Genomic DNA, 26818 nt, shown 5'->3' with positions numbered 1-26818 from the left:
GCCGTCATTTTTTTGCCTAAAGCTTAAGAGTTAATTACAGGCCTTGATTATCATTTTGACTGGCAGCTTGCTCATCGGTTAACTCTGCGCTCGGCACGCGCTTATTAACTAGGCTAATTAAAATTAACACCGGAAAGCCAATTAAGCTGCAGCCGATAAAGAAGTTCACATAGCCAAAGTTATCGACATACACCCCTGAAAACCCCGCGATAAACTTAGGGAATAACAGCATGATGGATGATAACAGCGCATATTGAGTGGCGCTGAAGCCACTGCTAGTGAGACTGGATAAATAGGCAATAAAGGCCGCCGTTGCAATTCCCGCGCTAAAGTTATCAACGGAAATGGCAAAGGTTAGAAACGGCACGTTGTAGCCAATGAGGGCTTGCCACGCAAACAGCAAGTTAGTGCTAGCAACCAGTAGCGCGCCTAAAAATAGGATTTTCATGGTGCCAAAGCGATTGACTAACATGCCACCAAAAGCCGCGCCCACTAAGGTCATGATCAAACCAAAGACTTTGCTTATCGCCGCAATTTCTTCTTTTTTAAAGCCCATATCTACGTAAAACGCATTGGCCATAATCCCCATAACAATATCGGAAATACGATAACAGGCAATCAGCGCCAAAATGAGTAAGGCATTGCGGCCATAACGCTGAAAAAAGTCGATAAAGGGCAGGGCGCAAGCGCTATAAAACCAAGCGTATAAGCGTGCTAGGCGTTTAGGGTGATGCTCGCATAAGCGTAAATACATTTGTTGCTGTATGGCATCGCTTTGCTCGGTATTAACTTTAGGCTCGCGCGCCAGTAGCGTGGCCAATACGCCAACGCCCATTACCATGGCCATGACCCAGTAGGCGTATTGCCAGCCAGATAAGCTGTAAGCGTCACTGTAATTACTGCTCCACGCGGCTATGGTTAGTGCGCCTGCGGTGGCTACTATCATAGCGCTGCGATAACCTACTTGATACGCCGCGGCAAGCGCTGCCTGCATGCTAGGCGGCGCGGAATCAATTCGAAAAGCATCGATGACAATATCTTGGGTGGCAGAAGCAAAAGCCACCATTAAGGCAAAGGCGACTAAGTGGTTGAGATCTTTTAATGGGTCGCTGCTTGCCATTCCCATGATCGCGATTATGAGAATGATTTGCGAAAGCAGCATCCAACTGCGCCGCCGGCCGATTAAGCGTGTCAGCACTGGAATCGATATTCTATCGACCAAAGGAGACCATAACCATTTGAACGCATAGGTTAGCGCAATCCAGCTGAAGTAACCTATGGCGGCTCTATCAATGCCAGCTTCCCTTAACCAAAACGATAAGGTTGAAAACACAAGCATTAAAGGCAGGCCTGCTGAAAATCCAAGCAGCAATAAGATCAGGACGCGGCGGTGACAATACACAGAAAAAGGCGCGCAAAGGCGAGAAAGCAATGACATATCAGCAATTAGTGACCATTGGAAAACCTAGCTTACGGTGCGCTGCCAGCTTGGGCAAGTAAAACCATGAATAAGCGCTTTGGTTTTCGGCAGGTGTATTTGCCTAAAAAAATAGCCCAGCAAGCTGGGCTAATCATTTACATCTTCAAGGCTTACACCCAAGTTAATAGCAATCTTGTTAAGGACAAACACCTACACACGATGACGGTTTATCGCCGCCGATGCTGAGATAGTCAGAATACTGCTGTATTTGCTGGCGCAAAAATCGATTCCCTCTCAACACCCAGTCGGGCCATTTATCAAAGTTATGTAACAGATGCCAGAACGCTTGCTCTATATCTGACTGAGCTTCGCCCTGATAGTCCCATTGTTGCCATTCCTCCAGGGTGTCCCACAGATAAAGCTGGATTTCATCAAATGCAATTTGATCCATCAAAAAAGCATTAGTATAAAACGCCAGCTGGGGCGCCTTATTGTCGATGAACTCTTCTCGGGTCATCGCGTCGCCTCCATTTATTGTAAACATGTTGCAAGGTTAATTGCCCGTCCAGTATTAAGGAATATCTGGCATTGCTCAAGCATTAAAAGTGTACTTTTTAAGCGTTTTTGACCTTGTAATTTATCTGATATCGACTAGGTAAGCGCTTGAGGTCATTGTCGAATCTATTATTTATCTGACAATAAGGTCGCTTTTTTTAATAGCACAGGTTGTAACGGCACATCTTGCCAATTAAGCGTTCTTTGTTGGCCTGTCTCAACCTTGGCAATGGCATCAATTACCTCCATACCACTCACGACTTCACCAAATACGGCGTAGCCCCAGCGCTTAGGTGATGGATCTAAGCGGCTATTATCGGCGACGTTAAAAAAGAACTGGCTGGTGGCCGAATGGGGATCCATAGATCTTGCCATAGCTATGGTGCCAGGCTGATTGGATAAGCCATTTCCCGATTCATTGGCTATGGCGGTGAGTGTTGGTTTTTCTTTAAAATCAGGCGTAACCCCGCCGCCTTGCACCACAAAACCATCAATCACGCGATGAAATATGGTGTTGTCATAATGGCCTTTGCTGACATATGTTAGAAAATTATTAACGGTAATTGGCGCCTTATTGGCATCAAGCTCAACTACTATTGTGCCCATAGTCGTTTCTAATTTTACTTGTGGGAACGAAGTCTCTAGCTGCAACGGCGCACTTGAGTCCTGCGCATAGGCATTACAGCTTAATAATAAGGCGGCAATCATCCATGCTTTCATTGGTTAGCTCCAGTTAAAAAGCGGTTGAGTTCAGGATCGACAATAATGCTACGGGTGATTTCAGCCAGTAACTTATTGAGCTCAAGTTCAAGGCTAGCATAATCAGCGGTTAATATATCTGAGCGCGAACCGCGGATAGTATATTGTTTAGTCAGAGTTTTATTGCCGCTGGTGGCAGTGACATTGATGATGATATTGCTCTTAGTTTCATAATCAAATGTCGATTGATTGACATCGGTTAGCAAGGTGCTTAGTGCTATGTTCATGTGGGTGCTGCTGGCGGGATCAATTCTATATCCTGCTTGGCTAAGGCCGGTGCGCACCATGTTTTCGAGCTGCAAACTTGGAGATTCCGCTGGGCTCACCAATGTGACTTTGCCATTGGCTTGATTGATTTTCACAACCGCATTATCGCTGCGAGCATCAGAGCTTGAAATCGCAATCGGCACCACTTGATGTAGCTGCTTAGCTATGGGGTCTAACTGCGGCGAGAGCGCTATGATACTAGGCGTGCTTGAACAAGCGCTGAGGAACAGAAGGCTTATCAACAAAAGAGGGTTAAATTTCATAATAAATAATAAGTTGTGAATTTGAGCTGAGCATACCAGAAATTCATAAGGATGAAACTTGCGCCATAGTTACTTGCCTATTCAAAATAAAGCCAATGCCAAGCTTAGTAGCATCCCAAGCAATCGAGCTTGTGTGATTATTTTTACAAATTGATAACTTAAGGCTTTTTTCAGTGAACGCTTAGGGGTAGAGTAAAAACCCTATTGATGGCGGATGAGAATTCCAAGATGGTACAGCTTGTTAACTTAGCGAATGCTGATGCCCAAACGAGCGCAGCAGGCAGCCTAGCGACAGAACCTATGGATACTAAGAGTTATCCTGAAATCACGACTATTAAGGCACCAGCACAGTTAATTGCCCCAAGCGGTGAGCCGCAGTATGGTTATTTTGATGGCATAGTTGCTGAATTGAATTTAGACGATTTTGACTATCAAACCTGCATGGATAAACCCGCTTCACGCCTAGCTAAACACTTTCATTATAAGCAATTTCAATTTGTTGGTATCAAGACTCGCGACTATGTCATAGGTGTTGCCTTAGCTGATATTGGCTATCTTGGCAGTGGCTTTGCTTATATTTATCACATCAAGACTAATCGGCTCACGCAAATTGATTGGCTTAAACCTTTAGGGCTGGGTTATCAAACCATGCCATCCCCCAAGCAAGGCATAGGCACCATTGCTGATAGGCATGCCAGTATGCGCTTTACCATCACAGACGGCCAATGGCATTTGTCACTGCAATCGATGGCGATTAACGCTGAGCTTGATTTAATTGCGCCGCCTCTCAGTTTGCCGCTCGCCTTGTGTAATCCCACCGGCTATAGCGGCTGGACCTATACCCAAAAACATAATGCCCTTAAGGTCAAAGGTACATTAACAATAGATGGCGCCGCCGTCAGCTTGCTCGGCAGCTCGGCAGGTTATGATTTTTCCGCGGGCTTTATGCGCCGCGATACCAGTTGGCGCTGGGCGTCGATTAACTCCATTACCGCAGATGGCGCCATTGGCCTAAATTTGGCGGCGGGAGTGAATGAAACGGGTCTGAATGAAAATGTATTTTGGTGTAATGGTGAGCGCCATTTACTCGGCCCTGTGCAGTTTGAATTTAGCCGAAAAAATCTTAACCAAGTGTGGCAAATTAAGAGTGTCGATGGTCGAGTCAATCTTAGTTTTCAAGGGCTGAATCAGCGCCGCGAGCGGCGTAACTTGTGGCTATTAAAAAGTAACTTTAGACAAAACATTGGGGTGTTTAATGGTTATGTTATTGATAACCAAGGGCGACTCCACATCATAGATAACTTGTTGGGGTTAACTGAAGATCATTATGCCCGCTGGTAGCCTGCATTTGAATTAGTGCCAGAGTTGATTGATGTGTTAACCCTAAGATTTAACAACCAATAATAACAGGATGCTCACTATGGAATGGTTGGTTGCCCACCCAGATTGGCTACTTATGATATTAGCGCCGGTATTTATGTTGTGTATGGTGCTCGAGTGGCGTGTATCAAGGCAAAGCGGCAGATTGCCGCCATCGGCGAGTTATCAATGGCAAGAAGTCAGTTGTAACTTTGCTCTGGGGGCTTTGCATCAATTAACTGACATCACGGTTGGGCTTATGGTGATACAAGTTTATCTGTGGCTATTTGATTGGCGCCTACTGGATATTTCTATGGGGCTGATGAGCTTTATCGTGCTAATGGTGGCACAAGATTTTTGTTATTACTGGTTTCATCGCGCGAGCCATAGGGTGCGTTGGTGGTGGGCGGCGCATTCAACCCATCATAGCTCTGAGAGCATGAACTTTAGTACCGCGTTTCGCCAAAGTTTAATGTATCCCTTTGCCGGCATGTGGCTCTTTTGGGTGCCGTTAGTCATTATTGGTTTTCCGCCTAAATGGGTGGTGCTGAGTGTGCTGTTGAATTTAGGGTTGCAGTTTATTATTCATACCCAATGGATTAAGAACTTTGGCTGGTTGGATCTCGTGTTTAATTCGCCAAGCCACCACAGGGTGCACCATGGCCGTAATCCGCAGTACATAGATAAAAATTATGCTGGGGTGCTGATCATTTGGGACAAGTTATTTGGCACTTTTGAGCCTGAAGTGGAGGCCGTGGTGTATGGCATCACTAAGCCAGTAAATAGTACTAATCCTATTACCGTGACTTTTGTGGAATGGCAACACATGTGGCGTGATGTTACGGCTAAGGGGCGCAGTTGGCGCCAACGGTTAGCCGCCATAGTGGCACCGCCATCAGCGTCGCAAGAATCAAAATGGTAAGCAAGATATCTGCGTTGGCAGGCTCAGTTCATTCCGGATAATGCGGTAAATCCGCTAATGGACTGTAATTTAATTCATTGAGGCGCGAGTTAATGCAATGCAGCATATAAGCATCGTGATTAAGGAGTGGCACTTCAAGCTCGATAGCTAAGTCGTGACAGACTTGGGATATGTCCATTAACTCTGTATCTGATACTAAGGCTAATTCCATCACTTTAGTGTCAGTTGCCAAGCTAGCGCCGCTGAACAAAAGACTCAGCGCCAGCATTGATTGAAATCTCATTCTTCATCCTTAAGTCGGTATTGCCAAGATACAAATGGTTGGTGATCGTTATCTTGTGTAAGTGTTTTGATTGTCACATGTTGTATTTGTTGGTGGCAACGTAAACTTGCTTGGGGTGTGTTTGTTGCGTAATTTTGCGGCGAATTAGTGGCTAATGAAAGGTCATTGGTTGTTTAGGCGGGCGATGTAGCTATTTATAAGGAAGGAATAAGGGCTAACTGAAGATGACGTGATAATTGAGTGACTGGCCGAAATCAGGTTGTAATGATGGTAAATATGAGAACCCACCATTCACTTTACTGATTAGATTGAAATGATGGGCTGCTATCTCATTCAAATGTGAATTAAAGCCAGCAGCTTAATTTATGGCTATTTACGCAAAACTAGCGGCGTTTACTTGATTGTGCGAGCGCCTTTTTACGAGCGGCTTGTTTTTGCGCCGCTTTAGATAAGCTCTTTGGGCGCTCATACTCTTTAGTTAAATCAGGCTCAAAGCCCGGGTACCACTGCTCAGGTAAGCGGCGACCTAAAAATGTTTCGAGATTATGCAGTAACTTTTCATCTTGTGGGTCGAGCAAACTAATGGCTAAACCGCTTAAACCGGCGCGGCCAGTGCGACCAACACGATGAACGTAATCTTCGGTTTTAAAAGGTAGCTCCATATTAATGACCACAGGTAAATCATCAATATCTAAACCGCGGGCGGCAATGTCGGTGGCGACGATGACATTAATCTCACTATTTTTAAAAGCGTTTAAGGTTTGCTCGCGTTGATGCTGCGTTAAATCCCCATGCAAATCGGCGGCATTTATCCCTTGCTCTATTAAAACTTGGCTTAATTGCGCCGCATCTTGACGTTGGCGACTAAAAATCAGCACCCGTGGCCATGAGTTCTTGCTGAGCAAATGACTTAATAATGCCAATTTGCGCTCAGGATCGACTTGGTATACCTGCTCAACAATGTTCACCCCAGTGGTATTGCGTTCATCCACTTCTATGATCTGTGCTTGGTGCTGCAGGCGCTTACTTAATTTGAAAATATGGTCATTGAGAGTGGCTGAAAATAATAAAGTTTGACGAGTTTTCGACAGATGCTTAAGGATTTCGCGGATCTCATCCATAAACCCCATGTCTAACATGCGATCGGCTTCATCAAAAACCAGCATAGACAATTGCTTAAGATTAAGCCGACGTTTTTTGAGTAAGTCGATTAAGCGCCCCGGCGTTGCCACTAACACATCAACGCCTAGTGCCAAGCTGTGGATTTGCGGGCCAATACTGATACCGCCATAAGCAACATTAATGCGCACCTTAGTATTAGCGGCAAGGGCATCGAGTTGGCTGAACACTTGTTGCGCGAGTTCGCGGGTTGGCACTAAGACTAAGACCTTGATAACGCATGGGCTATTGCCTGGAATGACGCTGAGATCTTGACCTAACACTTGCTGTAATATTGGCAAGCCAAAGGCCGCCGTTTTACCTGTGCCAGTTTGTGCGCTTGCTAGCAGATCTTGCCCCGCAACCACCAATGGAATAGCTAGGGCTTGAATTTTAGTGGGAGTTGTAAAACCTAAGGTGTGGAGGTTGTGTTGCAGGATTGGCGCCAGCGGCAAGTCGCTAAAAGACATAGTGCATAGTTCTCATTCTTACGGGGCGAATATTGTAGCAGATGTCGTGTTTGATTTTACTATTTGACTGACAATCATCAGGGGGCGAAGTGGTTTTATGTTGATATTTCAGGGCTATTTTTGTGATTGTTATATAGCGGTTGTGATTGTTGCTGAAGGCCTAGTTGTTACCTAGGAGAGCGGATGAGCGCTTTGCTAATCAAGAGGAATGCTAACTTAGCGTTTTTTTTGGTTGGTGCAAACGTTAACCCATGGTTGTCAGAATTCTCGCCATTTTGTTTGGGTTTGTCTGATTTAATCTTAACTTAAGCTAACTGTTTGAAAAACGACTGCTTATAAGGCTTTTTGACACTTAGGTCGGCGCTTGTTTGTGCGCTAGTTACTATTGTTCTGCCGCGGCACCGGTTGTTTGTTAATTGTTGCGCGCTTGCGGGTGGCTTATCTGTTCGTTGTTCGTGATATGTAATAATGCTGCCAATAGAAGGGGCTAAGGTTGAGTTCGGTTCTGTTTTTATGTAAATTCCGCCACCGCATAAAATTTGGATAAATTAATGAACTGCATCTTTTCACATACTTGCCATAAAATTGTTACTGAGTCGCAAGCCTCAGCCTGCAGCAATTTGGATAAGTCTGTATGTGAAGATTGCCATTATCAATCGCGCTATATGATAGATAGAAGTGGTAAGTTATTTGGCGCAGAGATTTATTCAACTTGGTATCAGCACAAATATAGCCAAGCTCAAGGTTATCCCAGCCTCACCCATATTCATGATTTTAAGAAAATGTTGCGCCAGCTATTGGCTAAATTGGAGCAAGGGCAAGACTTGAACCTTGAAGGTTCGCGGTTTTTCTTGACCATAGAGCGCATTCATTTACTGGATATCACCATAGTTAATACCTTAGTTAAGCTATTTCACTTCTTAGATAAGCAGCAAATGACGCTGACTTTACTGCTGCATAATAGCAATACGGCATTAGCTGAATTTACCTCAGAGGCCAAGTATTTATTAAAAGATCTGGGCGTGCGTTTATGTTTAATGAATCCCTCGATTGATACTCTTTCCTCAGCCAATTTGCATCTTTTTGAGTGTTTGCTGTTTAACACGACTAGGTTACGTCAAGAATGTACGCGTCTGCCCGAGCAAGTGGTGGTCGATAAACTCTTTATGCTGCGTGAACGTGGCTTTGGTTTAATTCTCGCAGATGTGCAATCTGCTGATGACTATAACTTTGGCTTGAATTTGCCCTTTTCTTATTTTTATGCGGAACATCTACACCATGATGTTGCATAGATCTACGGTTCAATATAACAGCATACTGTCTCTTGTTGTCGGCACCTTTCTTATCATGCTGCTGACGGCCTCTTTGTGGGCGAGTAAGTACACGTTAACTCAGTTATTAATGTATAAGACTGAGCAATTGAATCTGTTTTACGACCAGCATATGCATGATGCCCATGGGCAAATGACGGCGCTTAAAGAGCAATTAGCCTTAGTCGAAGAAGAACAGTGCAATAGCGAACTGATTGAATTGTTGCGCCAGCAAATGTATGACAGGGATGAGTACTATGTCCCTATGGTGTATATCAAAAACCAAGCGTTATTTTGCTCGGCATTAGGGGCTATGCCTACCCCTGAAAACATAGTGAAAATGTCCACCAATGTGGCAGGTCTTGGCCTGTATACCATTAAATATCCTGATGGTAACGTTAAGGTATTTGTGGGAATTGATGATAACGATGTACAAGTATTTAGACGATTATTACTAGGCTCAAGATTTAAAACCTTGCTTAAAAATAGCTGGTTTCTATCCGGTGCTGTCATTAAGGTCGGTGAGCACACTTGGTTTACTGTGGGGGCAACACACGAGCGTGGCCAAATGGTGCATGTTGATAGTGACGAAACGCCATTAGCATTTACCTTGAGTTCAAGCCAGCAGATTAAGAATCACCTGTGGCTGTTTTATTTCGTGCTGATGTTGGCTATGTCATCTTTTGTCGCTTGGCTGATCTTTCAGGCGCGCGGTGCACTAACCACTAGATACTGGCAACATAAATTCACTAAAGCATTGAATAATGAAGAGTTCAAGCTTGAGTTTCAGCCGGTGTTTAATACCCGCACATCAGAAGTGGCTGGCGCTGAGACATTTTTGCGGTGGCAGCATAAAGGCCACCAAGTACCAACGGTTGATTTTATCGATAAGCTTGAGCATAGCCCGGCTATGGTCGCTGTGACTTTATGGGTCATAGAGAGTGCGCTGCGGGAATTAAAATCCTTATTAGTGTCAGGCAAATTGCGCTGGTGCAGCATTAATATTAGTGCGCAAGATATTGAGTCTGGCTCAGTGCTTAGCATGCTGGATAAATGGCAGCAGCAAGGTTATCCATTAGCCAGCATTAATTTTGAGTTGACTGAGCGTTTACCCATTTCAGATTGGCCTCAAGCGCAAGAGTTCGTGGCGGCGTGCCAACATTATGGCTGCGGCGTAAAACTTGATGATGTTGGTACTGGCTATGGCAGTCATTTATACCTACAACAATTGCCCTTTAATGCGATTAAAATCGATAGGGCTTTTGTGAGTTTACTGGGGTTGGCTGAAAGTAAGCTGTCACTTGTGACTACCTATGTGGATATTGCCAAAGAAATGCAGGCCGATGTGATTGCCGAAGGGGTGGAAACTCAAGAGCAGGCCGAGATTTTACAAGAGTTGGGTATTTATCTGCATCAAGGCTGGTATTACGCTCGGTCTATGGATGCCGATGAATTGCGACGCTTTATCTTAACTCGTTAAACGCTTTGCCCTTAATGCATTAGCTAATAAGCATTAAGCTTTTAGACCATGAAATCTATGGCCTAAAAGCGAGTATCTTGATGATTATGACTTAACTGCTCGCAGGATCACAAATTTGCCATTACTGGCAGCCGTTTGGCAATTACCAAACAGCCGTTTTAATTTAACGTGATAATTAAGATGGCGATTGCCCACCACCTGCAATAACCCGCCCTTAGCTAACTGCTTACGGGCATCCACAAACATCTGCCACGCAATATGATCGGTAATGGCCTCGCCTTGATGAAACGGCGGGTTACACAGCACTAAGTCAACAACATCCTCTTGAGCCATATGGGTCAAACAATCATCCCAATGGAAGTGACCACGCTCGGATTCAAACTGATTCATTTGCCAGTTATCCGCGGCGCTTGCCACTGCCATTTCAGAATCATCCACAAAATAAATGTGCGCTTTAGGATAAAGTTGAGCGGCGCGCAGCCCCAAGACGCCATTACCACAACCTAAATCAATCACAGAGCCAAAATCACCACTTGGCATATTATCGAGCATAATGCGCGCGCCAATATCTAACTTACTGGATGCAAATACATTAGATAGGTTAGTGAGGGTTAACTGATATTCTGGCACTGCCCAAGTTTTGGCTGTGGCTGCGCGGCGCACTCTGCCATCAAAAATTGCGGTGATCACTCGCGTCTTTTTAAAGGTTAAACTGGCACTGGCTTCGCCAAAATGCTCTTTAATCAAAGCTAACAGACTAGCATTGATGACCTTAGCTTTAGCGGCAATCAATACCTTAGCGCCAGGCACTAAACTTTGACTGAGTTGCTGCAGTTGCTCCCGGAAAAAATTAAGGTTTTTAGGAAGCTTCATTAATACTTGAGTGTCAGCTTGGTTAAGGGCTGCGCGAGCATTAAGATAAGTAATCTTTGGATTGAGGCAATTGGCCAGTAAATTTTGCGCTATGCCCAATTGACTGGTTTTAGCATCCGACTGAATACTAATGGCAAGTTCTGGGAAGCGGCGACTTAGGCCACAACATAAGGCACCAAACTGATCATTGATGAGGCTGCAATGAGCTATGGGCGAGCTCGCCATCTCTGTCATAAAGATATTAATTAAATGCTCGTCACCTGCGTCCCACGCTTGAAGATTCGACACTTGATCTTGTGGGTAACGATGCAAGGTGAGTGTGTCTTCACCCAATTGCCACTGGGTTAGACTGCTTGTCTCAGTGCTAGTATTAGCAGACTGAATGCGACTCTCATTATCGACGGATGACACAGAGCATACCTTTATAAATCTAAAATTAAGCAAGACGGTGATTATCGCAGATAACCCTGTAAGCGCCCACTATTTATCTGCTAAGCGAGGAGACCATGACTAAATCAGCTATATGTCCCATCAGCCTCTTTCCCCGCTATATTAGCCAAGAGTTCAGTCAGCAATTACAAGATGAATCGCGCACTTACCCTTTTACTCAGCCACAGATACGACACTTTGGCAAAAGTATCGCTATACCGCGCCAGCAAGCATGGTTTGCTGACTTAGGTTGTGATTATAAATATTCATCGTTAATGATGACTGCTAAGCCTTGGCCAAGCTTGTTAGCGCAATTGCGCCAACGCTTAATTACAGATTTTGGTACTCCAGTGAACGGCGTACTAGTGAATCACTATCGCCATGGAGCGGAGTCCATGGGCTGGCATAGTGATAATGAAGCTGAAATTGTTGATAACAGCGATATTTATTCCATCAGTTTAGGGGCAACTAGGGATTTTTTACTGCGGCATAGTAATGGTGAAAAGCTCACCATCCGCCTGCATGATGGCGACCTCTTAATCATGCATTATCCTATGCAGCAAGAATGGCAACATAGCCTGCCAAAGCGCGCCAGAGTGCAAACCAGCCGCTGGAATTTCACCTTCAGGCAAGTGACGCCCTATTTTCATGAGAGCTAGCGCAGGTGCTATTTAATGCAATTTGATCTTTATCTCATGAGGGTTTACATTGCGCTTGCCAATTTTTTTTAGAGATATGGATATGAGTGCCACAGTTGCAAGTAAGATCCAAACTAAGATAGAGCAAGCTTTCGCGCCTCAATATTTAGAGGTGCTTAACGAAAGTAATCGTCATCATGTGCCACCCAATTCTGAGACTCACTTTAAATTAGTGATAGTGAGCGGTGAGTTTGAAGGGCAGAGATTACTGAGTCGTCATCGTAGCGTTAACTCTTTACTGGCGGATGAATTAGCTAACGGCGTCCACGCCTTAGCCATGCATACTTATACACCAACAGAGTGGGCAGAGCAGGGCAGCGCGCCTATGTCACCTAACTGTAAAGGTTAAGCTAACTTATTTAGCTAACGAAAAGCCCCTGAAGGGGCTTTTTTATTGGTAAAAAAATGTACTTAGCTATTAATTTGGAAGCTAACAGGTTTTTATCTATCGCCAAGTAGGTCAACAGGTAATAAGTAGTTCCAAGTGTTACTAACTAGGTGCGGTTGAAAACAAGTTGTTATCTGGTGGCGGATGCCGCTATCATGAAATATCTGAAGGTGCGGCATACTATTGGCTCAAGTAGACTGAGCCAATAGATGAGCCCTTACTATTGCTTAAGCTTTAGTAACAAGCCCTTATTATAAAAACCCCTTGATTGTCACTGGAGCTAGGTATGCCGTTACTTGATAGTTTTACCGTTGATCATACACGCATGAGCGCGCCTGCGGTGCGAGTGGCTAAAAATATGAAAACCCCTTCAGGTGATGCCATTACTGTATTTGACCTTAGATTTTGTATCCCTAACAAAACCTTGCTCAGTGAGCGCGGTATCCATACCTTAGAGCATTTGTTTGCTGGCTTTATGCGTGATCATTTAAATGGTGATGGTGTTGAAATTATCGATATCTCGCCCATGGGTTGCCGCACAGGTTTTTACATGAGCCTGATTGGCACACCTTCTGAGTTAACGGTGGCAGAAGCTTGGCTAGCGGCAATGGCCGATGTACTCAAGGTGCAATCCGAAGCGCAAATCCCTGAGCTTAATCAATATCAATGTGGCACATACGAGATGCACTCCCTTGATGAAGCGCAAGAGATTGCTAAAACCGTGATAGCTGCAGGCATAAGTGTGAATCGTAATCAAGAGTTAGGCCTAAGTGACGAGTTGTTAAAGGGTTTGTAGCAAATGGTTTTGGTGCTGATTTAGTGACAAAGGGTGAGCTAATTACTATTAGCTTGCCCTTGTTTTTTTTAAGGTCAATGTGACCCACTTCAAATCTGGTGTTAAAAAAATCTCCATCTAATTGATATTAAAGTCTACTCAAGTCGAATTCCTACCGTATACTGACATTTGTGAATGAAATGCATTAGTTAAATCACCAAAAGGTTGCTTGTTGTTGTTTTGGGTTTGTAAGTTGTAAGTGATTAAAAGTTAATACATTTTTAGCTTATATTCGTTAATTGCTGTGCTTAGCTGGGTTTAACGTTCACAAACGCTATTTCCAAAATCAAGTTTTACTTAATTCAAGGACTTGAAGATTAAAAATGGCAATGATTTTCGTAGCAGGAATGCATCAGTTGCGTTAAAATGCGCGCGTGCAGCGTGATTAGGCTCGCATTTCTGTAAATAATCTGCGCTAACTCAATCCTTAACCGAGCAACTCTTGGTTTAAGAGACAGAAATGTGGCGCATTGTCTTTCCTTCAAATGTAGTGCTTGCGGATATGATTACAATTAACAAAGGATTGGATCTGCCGATTGCCGGTAGACCAGAGCAAGTTATCCATAATGGCCCAGCCATTACACACATAGCTACTTTGGGTGAAGAGTATGTTGGACTGAAACCTACCATGAAAATCAAGGAAGGTGATAAGGTTCAAAAAGGGCAGGTGATTTTTGAGGATAAGAAAAATCCCGGCGTTAAATATACTGCTTTAGCCAGTGGCACAGTTGTAGCAATTAATCGTGGTGCAAGACGGGTTTTTCAATCTGTTGTTATTGCTCAAGATAATTCTGCAGGTGTTAAATTCAACCAATACCCAGCCAATGAACTTGCCGCATTAGACGGTGAGTTAGTGCGTTCAAACTTGATTGAATCAGGTTTATGGACCGCTATTCGAACGCGTCCTTTCAGCAAGGCTCCCGCGGTGGATTCCGTGCCTGCTGGGATTTTTGTGACCGCCATTGATACTCAACCTTTAGCCGCTGACCCTCAGTTGGTGATTAAAGAGCATGAGCAAGACTTTGCTAATGGTTTGACGGTATTGTCACGGTTAACTCAAGGCGACGTGTATTTATGTAAAGCGGCCGGCGCGCAAATGCCAGCAGCTAACGCAAAAGTACATGAATTTGCTGGCGTGCATCCAGCAGGCTTAGTGGGTACTCACATTCATAACCTGTTGCCAGCATCAGCTAAGCGCACGGTATGGCATGTGAATTATCAAGACGTTATTGCCATTGGCTTATTATTCACTACAGGTGAGTTATATACCGACCGAGTGATTGCCTTGGCAGGTCCTAAGGTGAAAACGCCGCGTTTGCTGCGTACTCAAATGGGCGCATGTGTCAGTGAACTCGTTGCTGGTGAAACCCAAGGTCAAAACGGTCGCGTTATTTCAGGTTCTGTCCTTAATGGTCGCACCGCGAAAGGACCGGTTGATTACCTAGGTCGTTTCCATTTGCAGGTCAGCGTGCTGGAAGAAGGCACAGAAAAAGAATTTTTAGGCTGGGCTATGCCTGGTAGCGATAAGTTCTCTTTCACTCGTACATTCTTAGGCCATCTCAATAAATCTAAGCTTTTTAATATGACTACAAGTACCGGCGGTTCAGATCGCGCCATGGTGCCGATTGGTATGTATGAAAGAGTTATGCCGTTAGACATTTTACCTAGCATGTTGCTGCGCGACTTGTTATCGGGTGATAACGAAGGCGCGATGGCATTGGGTGCATTAGAACTGGATGAAGAAGATTTAGCGTTATGTACCTTCGTATGTCCGGGTAAGTATGACTATGGTGTCTATCTGCGTGATTGTCTGGATATCATAGAGAGGGAAGGCTTATGAGTTTGAAAGATTTTATCGAACGTATTGAGCCGCAATTTGAAAAAGGCGGAAAATACGAAAAATGGTATGCCCTCTACGAAGCTGCGGCGACTATTTTCTATACCCCAGGTAAAGTGAATAAAGGGGCAACCCATGTTCGCGATAACCTAGATCTCAAGCGCATGATGATCTTAGTGTGGGCCTGTACATTCCCAGCCATGTTTGTGGGTATGTACAACGTTGGTCTGCAAGCCCAAGACGCATTAATTGCAGGTTTTGGTACGCCGGATATTTGGCAAGTTAGCTTGTTTAGCTTGTTTGGAGCGCAGTTAACTCCCGATGCTGGTGTCGCCACTTTAATGTGGTATGGCGCGTGTTTCTTCCTGCCAATTTATGCCGTGACTTTCATAGTCGGTGGTTTTTGGGAAGTGTTATTTGCGTCAGTGCGCGGCCATGAAATTAACGAAGGCTTCTTCGTTACTTCAGTGCTGTTCTCTCTGACCTTACCAGCAACTATTCCGTTATGGATGGTGGCGCTTGGTATCACTTTCGGTGTGGTAGTTGCTAAAGAATTCTTTGGTGGCACCGGCCGTAACTTCTTAAACCCAGCGCTGGCGGGACGAGCTTTCTTATTCTTTGCTTATCCACTGAATATGTCTGGCGATACCTCTTGGGTGGTGGCTGATGGTTTCTCGGGCGCGACTGCTCTGAGTCAAGCCGCCAGTGGCACGCTTGAATATGGCTTTACACCAGCGTGGTGGGATGCCTTCTTTGGCTTTATTCCAGGCTCTATCGGTGAGGTATCAACCTTAGCTATTCTGCTTGGTGGCGCCATTCTTGTTTATGCCCGCATTGCCTCATGGCGCATTATCTTAGGTGTGTTCTTAGGCATGGTAGTGATTGCAACCTTACTGAATGTTGTTGGCAGTAACACTAACCCTATGTTTGCTATGCCTTGGTATTGGCACTTAGTGTTAGGTGGTTTTGCTTTCGGTATGATGTTTATGGCAACCGACCCTGTCTCTGCGTCATTTACCAATCAGGCTAAATGGGCCTATGGTTTCTTGATTGGCGCTATGGTGGTGTTTGTTCGCGTGATAAACCCGGCATTCCCAGAAGGTATGATGTTAGCGATTTTATTTGCCAACTTATTTGCCCCTCTATTTGACCACTTTGTGGTTCAGGCAAATATCAAGCGGAGGATTGCACGTGGCTAGTCAAAAGGATTCGTTCACAAGAACGCTAATAGTTGTCGTCGGTTTGTGTTTGATATGTTCGCTTTTCGTATCAACCGCAGCCGTATTGCTTAAGCCAATTCAAACTGAAAATAAATTGTTCGACCGCCAGAAATATATTCTGGAAGCCGCCAATTTACTCGACAGCAAGAATGCCGATATGACTCGTCAGCAAGTTCTGGCCACGTATGGCCAGTTTGTTGAAGCGCGAGTAGTTAACCTTAAAACCGGTGATTTTGTTGCTGGCGTTGATGGTAACACTTATGACATGGCAAAAGCGGCGAGAGACCCAAAAACCTCTTTTGTGCCTGAGCATGATATTGCCTCAGTCAAGCGCGTAGCTAATGATGCCCTGGTGTATCTGATTCACGATGAGCAAGGCAAGTTAACCTCAGTCATTCTGCCGATTAAAGGCTATGGCTTATGGTCAACCATGTATGCCTTCTTAGCTCTTGATCCAGATATGAACACCATTCAAAACTTAGTGTATTACGACTTCTCAGGCTCAGGTGAAACACCAGGTCTTGGCGGTGAAGTACAAAATCCTAAGTGGATTGCCAAATGGAAAGGTAAAAAGCTGTTTGATGAGCAAGGTGAGTTAGCGATTAAAGTCACTAAAAACCCTGCCGTTGCTGAAACAGTTTATGGTGTCGATGCGTTATCTGGCGCCACCTTAACCAGTAATGGTGTGCAATACTCACTGCAATTTTGGTTAGGCAACGAAGGTTTTGGCAAGTTTATTGACAAGGCCCGTGATGGAGGTCTGAGCTAATGGCTGATGCAAAAGAACTGAAGCAGGTCCTTACCGGACCCATCATTAATAACAACCCAATTGCATTGCAAATTCTTGGGGTATGTAGTGCCTTGGCTGTGACCAGTAAAATGGAAACTGCCTTGGTCATGAGCTTGGCATTAACTGCGGTTACTGCTTTCTCTAACTTATTTATCTCATTAATTCGTAACCAAATTCCGAGCAGTGTGCGGATTATCGTGCAAATGACTATTATCGCGTCGTTAGTGATAGTCGTTGACCAAGTCTTACAGGCCTATGCCTATGACGTGGCTAAGCAGTTATCGGTATTCGTGGGTTTGATTATTACTAACTGTATCGTAATGGGCCGCGCTGAAGCTTACGCCATGAAAACCCCGCCTATGATGAGCTTCATGGACGGTATTGGTAATGGTTTAGGTTACGCCGCAATTTTATTATCTGTCGGTTTTGTTCGTGAATTATTTGGTAATGGTTCGCTGTTTGGTGTGGAAATTCTGAAGAAAGTGTCTGAAGGCGGTTGGTATGTACCTAACGGTATGTTGCTGTTACCTCCAAGTGCTTTCTTCTTAATTGGTATCCTGATTTGGATCATCCGTACCTATAAGCCAGAGCAAGTAGAAGCAAAAGGATAATAAGATGGAACATTACATCAGTCTGCTCATCCGCTCTATTTTTATCGAGAACATGGCATTAGCTTTCTTCTTGGGGATGTGTACTTTCTTGGCAGTATCAAAGAAAGTTTCTACATCTATGGGCTTAGGTGTGGCTGTGATTGTGGTACTTGCGATTTCGGTGCCAGTTAACCAAATCATTTACCAAGGTATTCTGGCTCCTGGCGCGTTAGCTTGGGCTGGTTTACCGCAAGCCGATTTGAGCTTCCTTAAGTTCATTACCTTTATTGGCGTCATTGCTGCGTTAGTACAAATTTTGGAAATGGCTTTAGATAAGTATTTCCCACCTTTGTATAACGCCTTAGGTATTTTCTTACCTTTGATCACCGTAAACTGCGCTATTTTTGGTGCCGTATCTTTCATGGTTGAGCGTGACTACACCTTAGGCGAGAGTTTTGTTTTCGGTGTGGGTTCTGGCATAGGTTGGGCGCTAGCTATCGTGTTATTGGCAGGTATTCGTGAAAAGCTGAAATATGCTGACGTACCTAAAGGTTTACGTGGCCTAGGCATCACATTTGTGACCGCAGGTTTAATGGCGTTAGGTTTTATGTCGTTCTCTGGCGTGTCGCTCTAAGCGATTGCGTTGGACTAAGTCTACGACCTTAAAGGATAAGTAAATGGATATTCTCGGTATATTTAAGTCGACTCCGCTTGAGGTTTACTTGGGTGTGGGTATGTTCACCGCGATTGTTCTGATACTGGTTTTGGTGATTTTACTCGCCAAGTCAAAACTAGTATCTAGCGGTGATATCACCATTGGTATCAATGGTGATCCTGGAAAAGCGATTACTACAACGGCCGGTAATAAGCTGTTAGGTGCCTTGGCATCGAATGGTATCTTCGTCTCTAGTGCTTGTGGTGGTGGTGGCTCGTGTGGCCAGTGCCGCGTGCATATTAAGTCGGGCGGCGGTGATATTCTGCCGACTGAACTTGATCACATCAGTAAAGGTGAAGCTAAGCATGGTTGCCGTTTGGCCTGTCAGGTAAATATTAAAACTGACATGGAAATTGAGCTTGAAGAAGAAATCTTTGGTATCAAGAAATGGGATTGTGAAGTCATTTCTAACGATAACAAGGCAACCTTCATTAAAGAACTGAAGCTGCAAATTCCTGATGGCGAAACCGTGCCTTTCCGCGCGGGTGGTTATATTCAGATTGAAGCGCCAGTTCACCATGTTAAGTATGCTGATTTTGATGTACCAGCACAGTATCGTGGTGATTGGGAACATTTCGGTTTCTTCAAGCTAGAATCGATAGTGGATGAGCCGGTGATCCGCGCTTACTCAATGGCAAACTATCCTGAAGAATTTGGCATTATCATGCTGAACGTGCGGATTGCAACACCACCCCCACGTAACTTGACGTTACCTTGTGGTAAAATGTCATCGTATATTTGGAGCTTGAAAGCCGGTGACAAGGTCACTATTTCAGGTCCATTTGGTGAGTTTTTCGCAAAAGATACCGATGCTGAAATGGTCTTTATTGGTGGCGGTGCGGGCATGGCTCCGATGCGTTCACACATTTTTGATCAGTTAATGCGTCTTAAGTCTAAGCGTAAGATGAGCTTCTGGTACGGTGCGCGCTCTAAGCGTGAAATGTTCTATGTAGAAGATTTCGATGGATTAGCGGCCGCAAACGATAACTTCCAGTGGCATGTTGCTCTGTCTGATCCTCAGCCTGAGGATAACTGGGACGGTTACACTGGCTTTATCCATAACGTCTTGTACGAAAACTACCTGAAAAGCCATGATGCTCCAGAAGACTGTGAGTTCTACATGTGTGGTCCACCTATGATGAACGCAGCTGTAATTGGTATGCTAAAAGACTTAGGTGTTGAGGATGAAAACATTCTCCTCGATGACTTCGGTGGTTAATTAAAGAGAGATATTAGGTCCAATGTTTAAGACCTTAAGCTATTGGCCAGCCCTTGTTGGGCTGGCTTTTTTCATGAGTGGTTGCTCACCAACACCTGATATGGTCAAGCTTTCTGGCCATACCATGGGGACGACTTATCATATAAGCGTGGTTGCTAATGATAAGTTACCGAGTAGCGAACAATTACAGCAACAAATCGATACAGCGCTTGAATTAGTCAACGATCAGATGTCGACCTATCGTCCGAACTCAGAATTGTCGCGCTTTAATCAAGCGGATATCAATACACCTATTGCCGTTTCAATGGATACCATCAAGGTGATTGACGCTGGCATTGATTTACAGCAAAAGACCGCGGGTGCGCTTGATATTACCTTAGGGCCTTTGGTTAATATGTGGGGTTTTGGGCCAGATAAGCGTCCCACCACAGAGCCAAGCCAAGCACAAATCGATGAGGCTATGACTCACACCGGTATCGATAAGATAACCATTGATGGTGTGACGTTAGCAAAATCTACGCCTGGGCTATACGTTGATTTATCTTCCATTGCCAAAGGCTTTGGTGTTGATAAAGTGGCTTCGATTTTGGCTAGCTATCAAGTCACGGGTTATTTAGTTGAAATTGGCGGCGAAATCGCTGCTTTTGGCCATAAGACTGACGGTAGTTCATGGCGTGTTGCCATTGAGCAGCCCAGTGATAATGGCCGTGAAGTACAGCAAGTGATTGAACTTGGTAATATGGCGATGGCGACCTCAGGGGATTATCGCAATTATTATGAGTTTGATGGTGAGCGTTTTTCTCATCTTATTGATCCGCGCACCGGTTATCCTATTAAACATAACCTCGCATCTGTCACTGTATTGTATGAAAATTGCATGATAGCAGATGGTTTTGCGACGGCTATGATGGTGTTAGGTACTGAATCATCATTAGCATTGGCTCAGAAATTGAATTTAGCTATCATGTTGATTGAAAAAAATAACCAAGGTTTTGTTGTGCACTACAGTCCGGCCTTTAAGGCTTACCTGCAAGCTCAATAAGCTGTTGACTCTAGTTGGAGTGTCTCATGAGTACTTTTATTGCTGCATTTGTTGTGTTACTACTCTTTTTCTTATTGATGTCGGTAGGTTACATTGTTAAGCGTAAGGCAGTGGCTGGCAGTTGCGGTGGACTAGGTGTACTAGGTATCGAAAAGGCTTGTGACTGTGACGAGCCTTGCGATAAACGCAAAGCTAAAATGGCCAAAGCTGAAGCCGAGGCCGAACGGGCCGCCAAGTATGATGTTAATCGCATCATATGATGTTAAAAACCGCGACTACGCGGTTTTTTTTTGACTATACTTTTCTTTAATGGAAATAAAGTCATGGAGACACAATGGAAGGCCAGCCGCAATTTATCCTCAATTCTGTCATAGAGTTGACTCAACAACGTCAAATAATTCCGCTGGCAACATCGTTAGTCAATACTGTCGCCCAAACCTTAAACGCTGAATGGGCGGCCATCATTGACGTGCGCACCGATAGAATATTGGCATATAAAGGCGAAACGCCTAAATGGCAATGGCATGCTCTGGTGAAAAGTTGTCAGCAAGAGCAGCAATTGTTAGTGGATGATGCCTTAGGTGTTGCGGTCGCTATACCTATTTTTTCCAATCAAAATGTCAGTCATGTGTTGTACGTGGTGTCATCATCGTTAGGCTTAACCCAGCAATACTTACTCAATGGTTTTGCCCGCATTTATGAAAACTTCTTAGGATTAGTGCATGAGAGTGAGTCGGACTCTTTAACCTCATTGCTGAATAAAAAAGCCTATATATCCAACATCGAAAAAATGATTGAGCAGGCTAAAACCTTAGAGCCTTGTGAGTTACAACCTGTCTTTCCTTGGTTAGCGATTTTCGATATCGATCATTTTAAAATGATTAATGATTCTTTGGGCCACCTTTATGGCGATGAAATCCTACTGCAATTGTCTAACGTGATGATGACTACCTTTGCTGGGACTGATGTGTTATTTCGCTTTGGTGGCGATGAGTTTGTGGTCTTGTTATCACCGCGCACTAAGCAAGATGCCGATGCCCTGTTTCGGCGCTTTAAAGCTAATGTCCATGGTTTGCGTAACGATAAATTGCCGACATTTTCAATATCTATTGGTATTTCGCAAATAACTGAAGCGACCAATCCTAATCAATTAGTCGCTGATGCTGATAAAGCCTTGTATTACGTTAAAGAATATGGCCGTGATAACTATTGCTTTTTTGGCGATCTCATTCGAGATAGCAAAATTGTTGCCACCATTTACCCTGATGATATTGAGTTGTTTTGATTAGTTTGCCTATTTGTGGTTTGCAAGGTCGCTGTATATGCTTAAGCGTGTCGACCAATTGCTGCCGGAGAAAGTGTGAAAGGACAAACTCAGATACTTCAGGCATTAAATGCCCAACTTACGGCTGAATTGACAGCCATTAACCAATATTTTTTACACGCCAGAATGTTCAAAAATTGGGGCTTTAAATGCCTTAATGACAGTGAATACCATAAATCCATTCAGGATATGAAGCATGCTGATTTATTGATTGAGCGCATCTTGTTTCTTGAAGGGCTGCCTAACTTACAACGGCTAGATAAAATCAATATCGGTGAGCATCCGCAAGAAATGCTAAAGAGCGATGAGGCTATTGTCGAGTCGCAGCTAGTGTCTTTACGGGCGGCTATCGCTTTATGTGAGCAGTTACAAGATTATGTGACCCGCACCCTATTAGCTAAGATTTTGGAAGATGAAGAGCAGCACCTCGATTGGCTTGAAACTCAAACTAGTTTGCAGCAACAACTGGGTTTGGCTAATTATTTGCAATCGCAAATGGGAGATGATTAATGAAAGGCCAACAAGCAATACTGGATCTGCTTAATCGCTTACTCGCTAATGAGTTGTCAGCCATGGATCAGTATTTTGTCCATGCTTGCATGTATCAAGACTGGGGCTTAGATGCTCTGCATCAACGCATCGAGCATGAGTCACTGGATGAGCGTCAACACGCCTCTAAATTAATTGAGCGAATTTTGTTTCTAGAGGGCAAGCCTAATGTCGCTGCTCGCAACGGTTTAGCGATTGGCGCCGATTGTCAGCAAATGTTAGCCAATGATTTAGCCTACGAATGTCAGGTTGCCACTGAGTTACGAGCAGGAATACAGTTGTGTGAGCAATTGCAGGATTACCCGACTCGGGAGTTGTTAGTCTGGCTTTTGGAAGAAACTGAAGCCGATCACATGCATTGGCTAGAACAGCAGTTAGGTTTGATTGCTAAGGTTGGTTTAGAAAACTACTTACAATCGCAAATCCGCAGCGCGACTTGAATACTGGTTACTTATACAGTATCGTGGTGGTAATTGAGTGATGTTAGATGAGCCATGCGCAAAATTATACACATAGATATGGATTGTTTTTATGCCGCCGTTGAGATGCGGGACAATCCAGAATTACAAGGTAAGCCCATAGCCGTTGGCGGGAATAAAGATAGGCGCGGCGTGATCAGTACCTGTAATTATCAAGCCCGAGCATTTGGGGTCCGTTCGGCCATGGCATCGGCTTATGCGCTGCGTTTGTGCCCAGCGTTAATTTTAGTGCCAGGTCGAATGGCCGTGTATAAGCAAGTATCAGAGCAAATCCGCGCTATTTTTTTAAAATACACAGATAAAGTCGAACCCTTATCCCTTGATGAAGCTTATTTAGATGTGAGCGATAGCCATTACTGTCATGGCAGCGCAACATTAATCGCCGCGGCCATTCGCCAAGATATTTTTGAGCAAACAGGGCTTACGGCATCCGCCGGCATTGCGCCGCTTAAGTTTCTCGCTAAAGTGGCCTCAGATTTAAACAAACCTAATGGCCAATACGTCATTCGCCCAGAACAAGTGGATTCTTTTATAAAGCCATTGGTGCTCACTAAAATCCCTGGGGTTGGTAAAGTCACAGCGCAAAAATTGGAGCAATTGGGGTTAGTGACTTGCGCTGATATTCAAGCCTATGACAAACACAAACTTGTGCAGCAATTTGGTAAGTTTGGCCAAAGCTTGTATCAACGTGCCCACGGCATTGATGAGCGCGACGTGAGCCCTGATAGAATAAGAAAATCGGTTGGGGTCGAAACGACCCTAGGACAAGATATTTCGACCTTAGCTCAATGCCAGCAAGTGTTAGCTAAGTTAATTCCGGAATTAGATAGACGCATTCAGGCGAGCGCCGATGGCCGGGTGATAGCTAAGCAAGTGGTCAAACTTAAATTTAGCGATTTTAAGCAAACCACGATTGAGCACAGGCAAGATCAATTGTCGGTTAAGCTGTTTTATCAATTGTTAGAGCAAGCGCTAGTGCGCAGCCATGGACGCGGTATTCGCTTAGTCGGGATTGCCGTGGGTTTAGGTGAGCAAGCCATAAGCCAAGTCGATGCGTCATTGCAGTTAGATCTTGGCTTATCTTTTTAATGGCGTTGCATTGCTAACGAGTGTTAAGTTCACGCTGTCATTGATGGCTTGCGCCATCGCCATACCTTTATCAGTGAATTGACACTGTTAGCTATGCAGCAGTGGTTCAACGGTAACTCGCATGCCGTGAGAGATATTTTCAATGGCGCGGGTTAGCTCATCATCAGACATATCTTCTACTAAACGCACGCGAATATTGGCGCGGTATACAGTTTCGCCGATTGAGCTGACCATCATGCGGCTATGCTCAAACTCATCAATTTGCGCATCAATATCCATCAATAAATGCTGAATGTCGTGGGTGAGCCCTTGTCTATCTAAGCAATCTAAGGTTAAGAATTTAGTGATGGTATGCGGTGTTGGTACTGCCGCTATCTCATGGTATTGAAAGCTTAATTGCGGCATGGCTTGGGATAATGCCTGTTGCAGCGTTAACAACTTTTCAGTGTCTATTTCTAGTTTAATCAGAGCGCTAAATTGGCCATCGAGTTGGATAAGCTTGCAGGTTAGCCAGTGTGCTCCTGCTTGGCGGCTGATTTTGGCAAGTTCGGTCAAGGTATTGGCAGCTATTTTGCCTTGCACATTAGTGATTAATGTTTGTTGCATAATTTACCTCGTCATAGATGAAAGCATAGGTATGGTTAAATCGTTAACTCATCATATCTAGATATTCTGGGTGAAATTGTGTGCTAGCGCATGCTCTACGACTAATAATCCTAAGAGCGACTGATCGTTTACTTCCAACAAAAAGGCCCAAATTATCATTTGGGCCTTTTGGAATAACATAACGCTTATCGCATTAATCTTTGGCTGGAATAGCTTCTAATACGGCTAGCAATAATTGCCAATATTGACCGACAGTAGTGATATTGACCATTTCATCTGGGCTGTGTGGGAAACGAATGGTAGGGCCAATAGATACCATATCCATGTCTGGATAAGGCTTCTTAAATAAGCCGCACTCAAGACCTGCGTGGATCACCATAATGGTTGGCTCTTTATGATAAATCGCCTGATAGGTATCGCGCACTATGGCCATTACAGGTGAGCTATTATCAGGTTTCCAGCCAGGGTAGGCGCCATTTAAGGCTAACTTAGCACCCGCTAACTCGGCTAATGCTTGTAAACGACCTTCAACTTCACTGCGACCAGAGTCGATCAATGAGCGAATTAAGCACAATAAAGTAGCTTGCTGCTGATCAAGGCTCACTACCCCAAGGTTTAATGAGGTTTCGGTCACGCCAACAATTTCATCGCTCATGCGCTCAACACCGTTAGGGCAAGCGTGCATTAAACGAATAAATTGCTGCTGTGTGGCCAAGGTTAATACTTGGCTAGGCATGGCGATTGGCGACAGGGTTAAGCAAACGGCAGGATCAGCAATGGCTAACTCATCACGAATAATCTCTTGGAAGCTATCCATGGCTTGGCTAAATTCAGCCAAATCCGCTTGGTTAATCACTAACTGACATTTAGCTTCACGGGGAATGGCGTTACGCAGGGTGCCGCCACTAAAGTTAGCTAATTGCAGCGCTTGGCCGTGCCCCATTAAAAAGCGTGCTAACAACTTGTTGGCATTACCGCGGCCTAAATGAATATTGACCCCAGAGTGACCACCTTTTAAGCCCGTCAGTTTTAATTCAAACGCCTGAGTCGCCGTTGGTGCTTGCCATTCAAGTGGCAGAGTAATGCTAGCATCCACGCCGCCAGCGCAACCCATGTAGATTTCGCCTTCTTGCTCTGAATCTGTGTTGATCAGAATGTCGGCATCTAGTAAACCCGCTTCCAAACCAAAGGCGCCAGTCATACCAGCTTCTTCATCTATCGTCAGCAGCACTTCTAATGGGCCGTGGGCAATATCATCTGCCCCTAAAATCGCTAATGCAGAAGCCATGCCTATGCCGTTGTCAGCGCCTAGGGTGGTGCCTTTGGCTTTTACCCAGTCACCATCGACATAAGCTTGAATTGCATCGGTAGTGAAATCATGAGTTGTGTCGTCATTTTTCTGCGGCACCATATCGATATGCGCTTGCAGAACAACGATTTTACGGTTCTCCATGCCAGGGGTGGCAGGCTTTTTAATGATGAGGTTACCGACAGCATCTTCTTTAAGGGCTAGACCTTTAGCTTTTGCCCAAGCTTGAATGTGTTGGCTTAGCGCATGCTCATATTTAGATGGGTGAGGAATCGCGCAAATTTGTTCAAACCACTGCCATAAAGGCTGAGGGGATAACTGACTGATAGCGGTCACAGGCACACTCCCTGAAAGACGAATAAAAGTGGATTGCTATAGGCTCAGCAATCGAGATAAGTCATGGAGTGTATCACAAGCCGAATATCACAGGTAATGGCCGATAACACTCAAGGTAATACTTGTTCATCTTGCCGGTATTTGTAGCTTGCAGGGCTCCTTAATGGAATACAGTGAATGGTGTTGTTTTTAAATTACACGGAATGCATTTTGCATTTTTTTATATTAAACAGTTGCTTAAGTT

The 26818-nt window shown here is 44.5% G+C and carries 28 protein-coding genes; 19 read left to right on the top strand and 9 right to left on the bottom strand.

What is annotated here, in order from left to right:
- Positions 1–34: 34 nt before the first annotated feature.
- From FJQ87_RS15580 to FJQ87_RS15565, 4 genes are all read right to left on the bottom strand, one after another.
- Positions 35–1438, bottom strand: coding sequence for an MFS transporter (locus FJQ87_RS15580; protein WP_140933401.1), 1404 nt, complete (start codon positions 1436–1438; stop codon positions 35–37).
- A gap of 178 nt (positions 1439–1616) precedes the next feature.
- Positions 1617–1937, bottom strand: a complete 321-nt coding sequence (locus tag FJQ87_RS15575) for a hypothetical protein (protein WP_140933400.1) — start codon at positions 1935–1937, stop codon at positions 1617–1619.
- Between the two features lie 167 nt (positions 1938–2104).
- Positions 2105–2695, bottom strand: a complete 591-nt coding sequence (locus tag FJQ87_RS15570) for a peptidylprolyl isomerase (protein WP_140933399.1) — start codon at positions 2693–2695, stop codon at positions 2105–2107.
- Complete coding sequence (locus FJQ87_RS15565; protein WP_168195210.1) at positions 2692–3246, bottom strand: YajG family lipoprotein; 555 nt, start codon at positions 3244–3246, stop codon at positions 2692–2694. Before FJQ87_RS15565 ends, FJQ87_RS15570 begins: the two co-directional genes overlap by 4 nt.
- Before the next feature lie 318 nt (positions 3247–3564).
- Between FJQ87_RS15565 and FJQ87_RS15560 the strand changes: the two genes are divergently transcribed.
- The gene (locus FJQ87_RS15560) at positions 3565–4605 is read left to right on the top strand and encodes a DUF2804 domain-containing protein (RefSeq protein ID WP_140934156.1); all 1041 of its coding nucleotides are present in this window, start codon (positions 3565–3567) and stop codon (positions 4603–4605) included.
- Positions 4606–4675: 70 nt separating this feature from the next.
- Entirely contained in the window at positions 4676–5545 is an 870-nt protein-coding gene (locus tag FJQ87_RS15555; protein ID WP_140933397.1) for a sterol desaturase family protein, read from the top strand.
- A 28-nt stretch (positions 5546–5573) separates the two neighbouring features.
- Here FJQ87_RS15555 and FJQ87_RS15550 read toward each other — a convergent pair whose 3' ends face one another.
- Together FJQ87_RS15550 and FJQ87_RS15545 are read right to left on the bottom strand one after the other, a co-directional pair.
- The gene (locus FJQ87_RS15550) at positions 5574–5828 is read right to left on the bottom strand and encodes a hypothetical protein (RefSeq protein ID WP_140933396.1); all 255 of its coding nucleotides are present in this window, start codon (positions 5826–5828) and stop codon (positions 5574–5576) included.
- Between the two features lie 383 nt (positions 5829–6211).
- A complete protein-coding gene (locus FJQ87_RS15545; RefSeq protein WP_140933395.1) occupies positions 6212–7456 on the bottom strand; it encodes a DEAD/DEAH box helicase in 1245 nt (414 codons plus the stop codon).
- A gap of 551 nt (positions 7457–8007) precedes the next feature.
- On the opposite strand from FJQ87_RS15545, the gene FJQ87_RS15540 reads away from it, so the two are divergent.
- The gene (locus tag FJQ87_RS15540) at positions 8008–8748 is read left to right on the top strand and encodes a hypothetical protein (RefSeq protein ID WP_140933394.1); all 741 of its coding nucleotides are present in this window, start codon (positions 8008–8010) and stop codon (positions 8746–8748) included.
- The gene (locus tag FJQ87_RS15535) at positions 8735–10246 is read left to right on the top strand and encodes an EAL domain-containing protein (protein WP_168195209.1); all 1512 of its coding nucleotides are present in this window, start codon (positions 8735–8737) and stop codon (positions 10244–10246) included. The genes FJQ87_RS15540 and FJQ87_RS15535 overlap by 14 nt, the downstream gene beginning before the upstream one ends.
- 84 nt (positions 10247–10330) lie before the next feature.
- Here FJQ87_RS15535 and FJQ87_RS15530 read toward each other — a convergent pair whose 3' ends face one another.
- Positions 10331–11452: a methyltransferase gene (locus tag FJQ87_RS15530; protein WP_240778933.1), complete on the bottom strand. Its 1122-nt coding sequence runs from the start codon at positions 11450–11452 to the stop codon at positions 10331–10333.
- A 173-nt stretch (positions 11453–11625) separates the two neighbouring features.
- Between FJQ87_RS15530 and FJQ87_RS15525 the strand changes: the two genes are divergently transcribed.
- The 15 genes from FJQ87_RS15525 (at position 11626) to dinB (ending at position 24323) form a co-directional block, all read left to right on the top strand.
- Positions 11626–12207, top strand: a complete 582-nt coding sequence (locus FJQ87_RS15525; RefSeq protein ID WP_140933392.1) for an alpha-ketoglutarate-dependent dioxygenase AlkB — start codon at positions 11626–11628, stop codon at positions 12205–12207.
- 82 nt (positions 12208–12289) lie between these two features.
- Positions 12290–12595, top strand: a complete 306-nt coding sequence (locus FJQ87_RS15520) for a BolA/IbaG family iron-sulfur metabolism protein (RefSeq protein ID WP_140933391.1) — start codon at positions 12290–12292, stop codon at positions 12593–12595.
- Between the two features lie 325 nt (positions 12596–12920).
- Positions 12921–13430, top strand: coding sequence for an S-ribosylhomocysteine lyase (gene luxS / locus FJQ87_RS15515; protein ID WP_140933390.1), 510 nt, complete (start codon positions 12921–12923; stop codon positions 13428–13430).
- Between the two features lie 541 nt (positions 13431–13971).
- Positions 13972–15309, top strand: a complete 1338-nt coding sequence (locus FJQ87_RS15510; RefSeq protein ID WP_140933389.1) for a Na(+)-translocating NADH-quinone reductase subunit A — start codon at positions 13972–13974, stop codon at positions 15307–15309.
- Positions 15306–16505, top strand: coding sequence for an NADH:ubiquinone reductase (Na(+)-transporting) subunit B (locus FJQ87_RS15505; protein ID WP_140933388.1), 1200 nt, complete (start codon positions 15306–15308; stop codon positions 16503–16505). Before FJQ87_RS15510 ends, FJQ87_RS15505 begins: the two co-directional genes overlap by 4 nt.
- The gene (locus FJQ87_RS15500) at positions 16498–17295 is read left to right on the top strand and encodes a Na(+)-translocating NADH-quinone reductase subunit C (protein ID WP_140933387.1); all 798 of its coding nucleotides are present in this window, start codon (positions 16498–16500) and stop codon (positions 17293–17295) included. Before FJQ87_RS15505 ends, FJQ87_RS15500 begins: the two co-directional genes overlap by 8 nt.
- Complete coding sequence (locus FJQ87_RS15495; protein ID WP_140933386.1) at positions 17295–17927, top strand: NADH:ubiquinone reductase (Na(+)-transporting) subunit D; 633 nt, start codon at positions 17295–17297, stop codon at positions 17925–17927. Before FJQ87_RS15500 ends, FJQ87_RS15495 begins: the two co-directional genes overlap by 1 nt.
- A gap of 4 nt (positions 17928–17931) precedes the next feature.
- The gene (nqrE, locus tag FJQ87_RS15490; RefSeq protein ID WP_140933385.1) at positions 17932–18540 is read left to right on the top strand and encodes an NADH:ubiquinone reductase (Na(+)-transporting) subunit E; all 609 of its coding nucleotides are present in this window, start codon (positions 17932–17934) and stop codon (positions 18538–18540) included.
- Positions 18541–18583: 43 nt separating this feature from the next.
- Positions 18584–19840, top strand: coding sequence for an NADH:ubiquinone reductase (Na(+)-transporting) subunit F (gene nqrF / locus FJQ87_RS15485; protein ID WP_140933384.1), 1257 nt, complete (start codon positions 18584–18586; stop codon positions 19838–19840).
- 22 nt (positions 19841–19862) lie between these two features.
- Complete coding sequence (locus FJQ87_RS15480) at positions 19863–20882, top strand: FAD:protein FMN transferase (protein ID WP_140933383.1); 1020 nt, start codon at positions 19863–19865, stop codon at positions 20880–20882.
- Positions 20883–20908: 26 nt separating this feature from the next.
- Complete coding sequence (nqrM, locus tag FJQ87_RS15475) at positions 20909–21142, top strand: (Na+)-NQR maturation NqrM (RefSeq protein WP_140933382.1); 234 nt, start codon at positions 20909–20911, stop codon at positions 21140–21142.
- 74 nt (positions 21143–21216) lie between these two features.
- Positions 21217–22167, top strand: coding sequence for a GGDEF domain-containing protein (locus FJQ87_RS15470; protein WP_140933381.1), 951 nt, complete (start codon positions 21217–21219; stop codon positions 22165–22167).
- Positions 22168–22242: 75 nt separating this feature from the next.
- Positions 22243–22716, top strand: coding sequence for a bacterioferritin (bfr, locus tag FJQ87_RS15465; protein ID WP_140933380.1), 474 nt, complete (start codon positions 22243–22245; stop codon positions 22714–22716).
- Positions 22716–23195, top strand: a complete 480-nt coding sequence (gene bfr / locus FJQ87_RS15460) for a bacterioferritin (RefSeq protein ID WP_140933379.1) — start codon at positions 22716–22718, stop codon at positions 23193–23195. Before bfr (FJQ87_RS15465) ends, bfr (FJQ87_RS15460) begins: the two co-directional genes overlap by 1 nt.
- Before the next feature lie 54 nt (positions 23196–23249).
- A complete protein-coding gene (dinB, locus tag FJQ87_RS15455) occupies positions 23250–24323 on the top strand; it encodes a DNA polymerase IV (protein WP_140933378.1) in 1074 nt (357 codons plus the stop codon).
- 87 nt (positions 24324–24410) lie between these two features.
- On the opposite strand, the gene FJQ87_RS15450 is transcribed toward dinB, so the two are convergent.
- Both FJQ87_RS15450 and FJQ87_RS15445 read right to left on the bottom strand, forming a co-directional pair.
- Positions 24411–24929 (bottom strand): ACT domain-containing protein, encoded by a 519-nt coding sequence (locus tag FJQ87_RS15450; protein ID WP_140933377.1) that lies wholly within the window; start codon positions 24927–24929, stop codon positions 24411–24413.
- Between the two features lie 193 nt (positions 24930–25122).
- Positions 25123–26574, bottom strand: a complete 1452-nt coding sequence (locus FJQ87_RS15445) for an aminoacyl-histidine dipeptidase (protein WP_140933376.1) — start codon at positions 26572–26574, stop codon at positions 25123–25125.
- Between the last annotated feature and the right edge of the window lie 244 nt (positions 26575–26818).

This window comes from Shewanella sp. SNU WT4 (assembly GCF_006494715.1).
Lineage (GTDB): Bacteria > Pseudomonadota > Gammaproteobacteria > Enterobacterales > Shewanellaceae > Shewanella.
The sequence above is the reverse complement of the archived record's forward strand: the minus strand, read 5'-3'. Positions and strand labels throughout refer to the sequence as shown.

Coding starts and splice junctions, on each gene's coding strand:
- FJQ87_RS15520 (WP_140933391.1), top strand. CDS start 12,290: ATGAGTGCCACAGTTGCAAGTAAGATCCAAACTAAGATAGAGCAAGCT.
- bfr (WP_140933379.1), top strand. CDS start 22,716: ATGAAAGGCCAACAAGCAATACTGGATCTGCTTAATCGCTTACTCGCT.
- FJQ87_RS15450 (WP_140933377.1), bottom strand. CDS start 24,929: ATGCAACAAACATTAATCACTAATGTGCAAGGCAAAATAGCTGCCAAT.
- FJQ87_RS15510 (WP_140933389.1), top strand. CDS start 13,972: ATGATTACAATTAACAAAGGATTGGATCTGCCGATTGCCGGTAGACCA.
- FJQ87_RS15525 (WP_140933392.1), top strand. CDS start 11,626: ATGACTAAATCAGCTATATGTCCCATCAGCCTCTTTCCCCGCTATATT.
- FJQ87_RS15560 (WP_140934156.1), top strand. CDS start 3,565: ATGGATACTAAGAGTTATCCTGAAATCACGACTATTAAGGCACCAGCA.
- FJQ87_RS15540 (WP_140933394.1), top strand. CDS start 8,008: ATGAACTGCATCTTTTCACATACTTGCCATAAAATTGTTACTGAGTCG.
- FJQ87_RS15535 (WP_168195209.1), top strand. CDS start 8,735: ATGATGTTGCATAGATCTACGGTTCAATATAACAGCATACTGTCTCTT.
- FJQ87_RS15545 (WP_140933395.1), bottom strand. CDS start 7,456: ATGTCTTTTAGCGACTTGCCGCTGGCGCCAATCCTGCAACACAACCTC.
- nqrF (WP_140933384.1), top strand. CDS start 18,584: ATGGATATTCTCGGTATATTTAAGTCGACTCCGCTTGAGGTTTACTTG.
- nqrM (WP_140933382.1), top strand. CDS start 20,909: ATGAGTACTTTTATTGCTGCATTTGTTGTGTTACTACTCTTTTTCTTA.
- FJQ87_RS15570 (WP_140933399.1), bottom strand. CDS start 2,695: ATGAAAGCATGGATGATTGCCGCCTTATTATTAAGCTGTAATGCCTAT.
- dinB (WP_140933378.1), top strand. CDS start 23,250: ATGCGCAAAATTATACACATAGATATGGATTGTTTTTATGCCGCCGTT.
- FJQ87_RS15505 (WP_140933388.1), top strand. CDS start 15,306: ATGAGTTTGAAAGATTTTATCGAACGTATTGAGCCGCAATTTGAAAAA.
- nqrE (WP_140933385.1), top strand. CDS start 17,932: ATGGAACATTACATCAGTCTGCTCATCCGCTCTATTTTTATCGAGAAC.
- FJQ87_RS15495 (WP_140933386.1), top strand. CDS start 17,295: ATGGCTGATGCAAAAGAACTGAAGCAGGTCCTTACCGGACCCATCATT.
- FJQ87_RS15555 (WP_140933397.1), top strand. CDS start 4,676: ATGCTCACTATGGAATGGTTGGTTGCCCACCCAGATTGGCTACTTATG.
- FJQ87_RS15580 (WP_140933401.1), bottom strand. CDS start 1,438: ATGTCATTGCTTTCTCGCCTTTGCGCGCCTTTTTCTGTGTATTGTCAC.
- FJQ87_RS15575 (WP_140933400.1), bottom strand. CDS start 1,937: ATGACCCGAGAAGAGTTCATCGACAATAAGGCGCCCCAGCTGGCGTTT.
- luxS (WP_140933390.1), top strand. CDS start 12,921: ATGCCGTTACTTGATAGTTTTACCGTTGATCATACACGCATGAGCGCG.
- FJQ87_RS15470 (WP_140933381.1), top strand. CDS start 21,217: ATGGAAGGCCAGCCGCAATTTATCCTCAATTCTGTCATAGAGTTGACT.
- FJQ87_RS15480 (WP_140933383.1), top strand. CDS start 19,863: ATGTTTAAGACCTTAAGCTATTGGCCAGCCCTTGTTGGGCTGGCTTTT.
- FJQ87_RS15550 (WP_140933396.1), bottom strand. CDS start 5,828: ATGAGATTTCAATCAATGCTGGCGCTGAGTCTTTTGTTCAGCGGCGCT.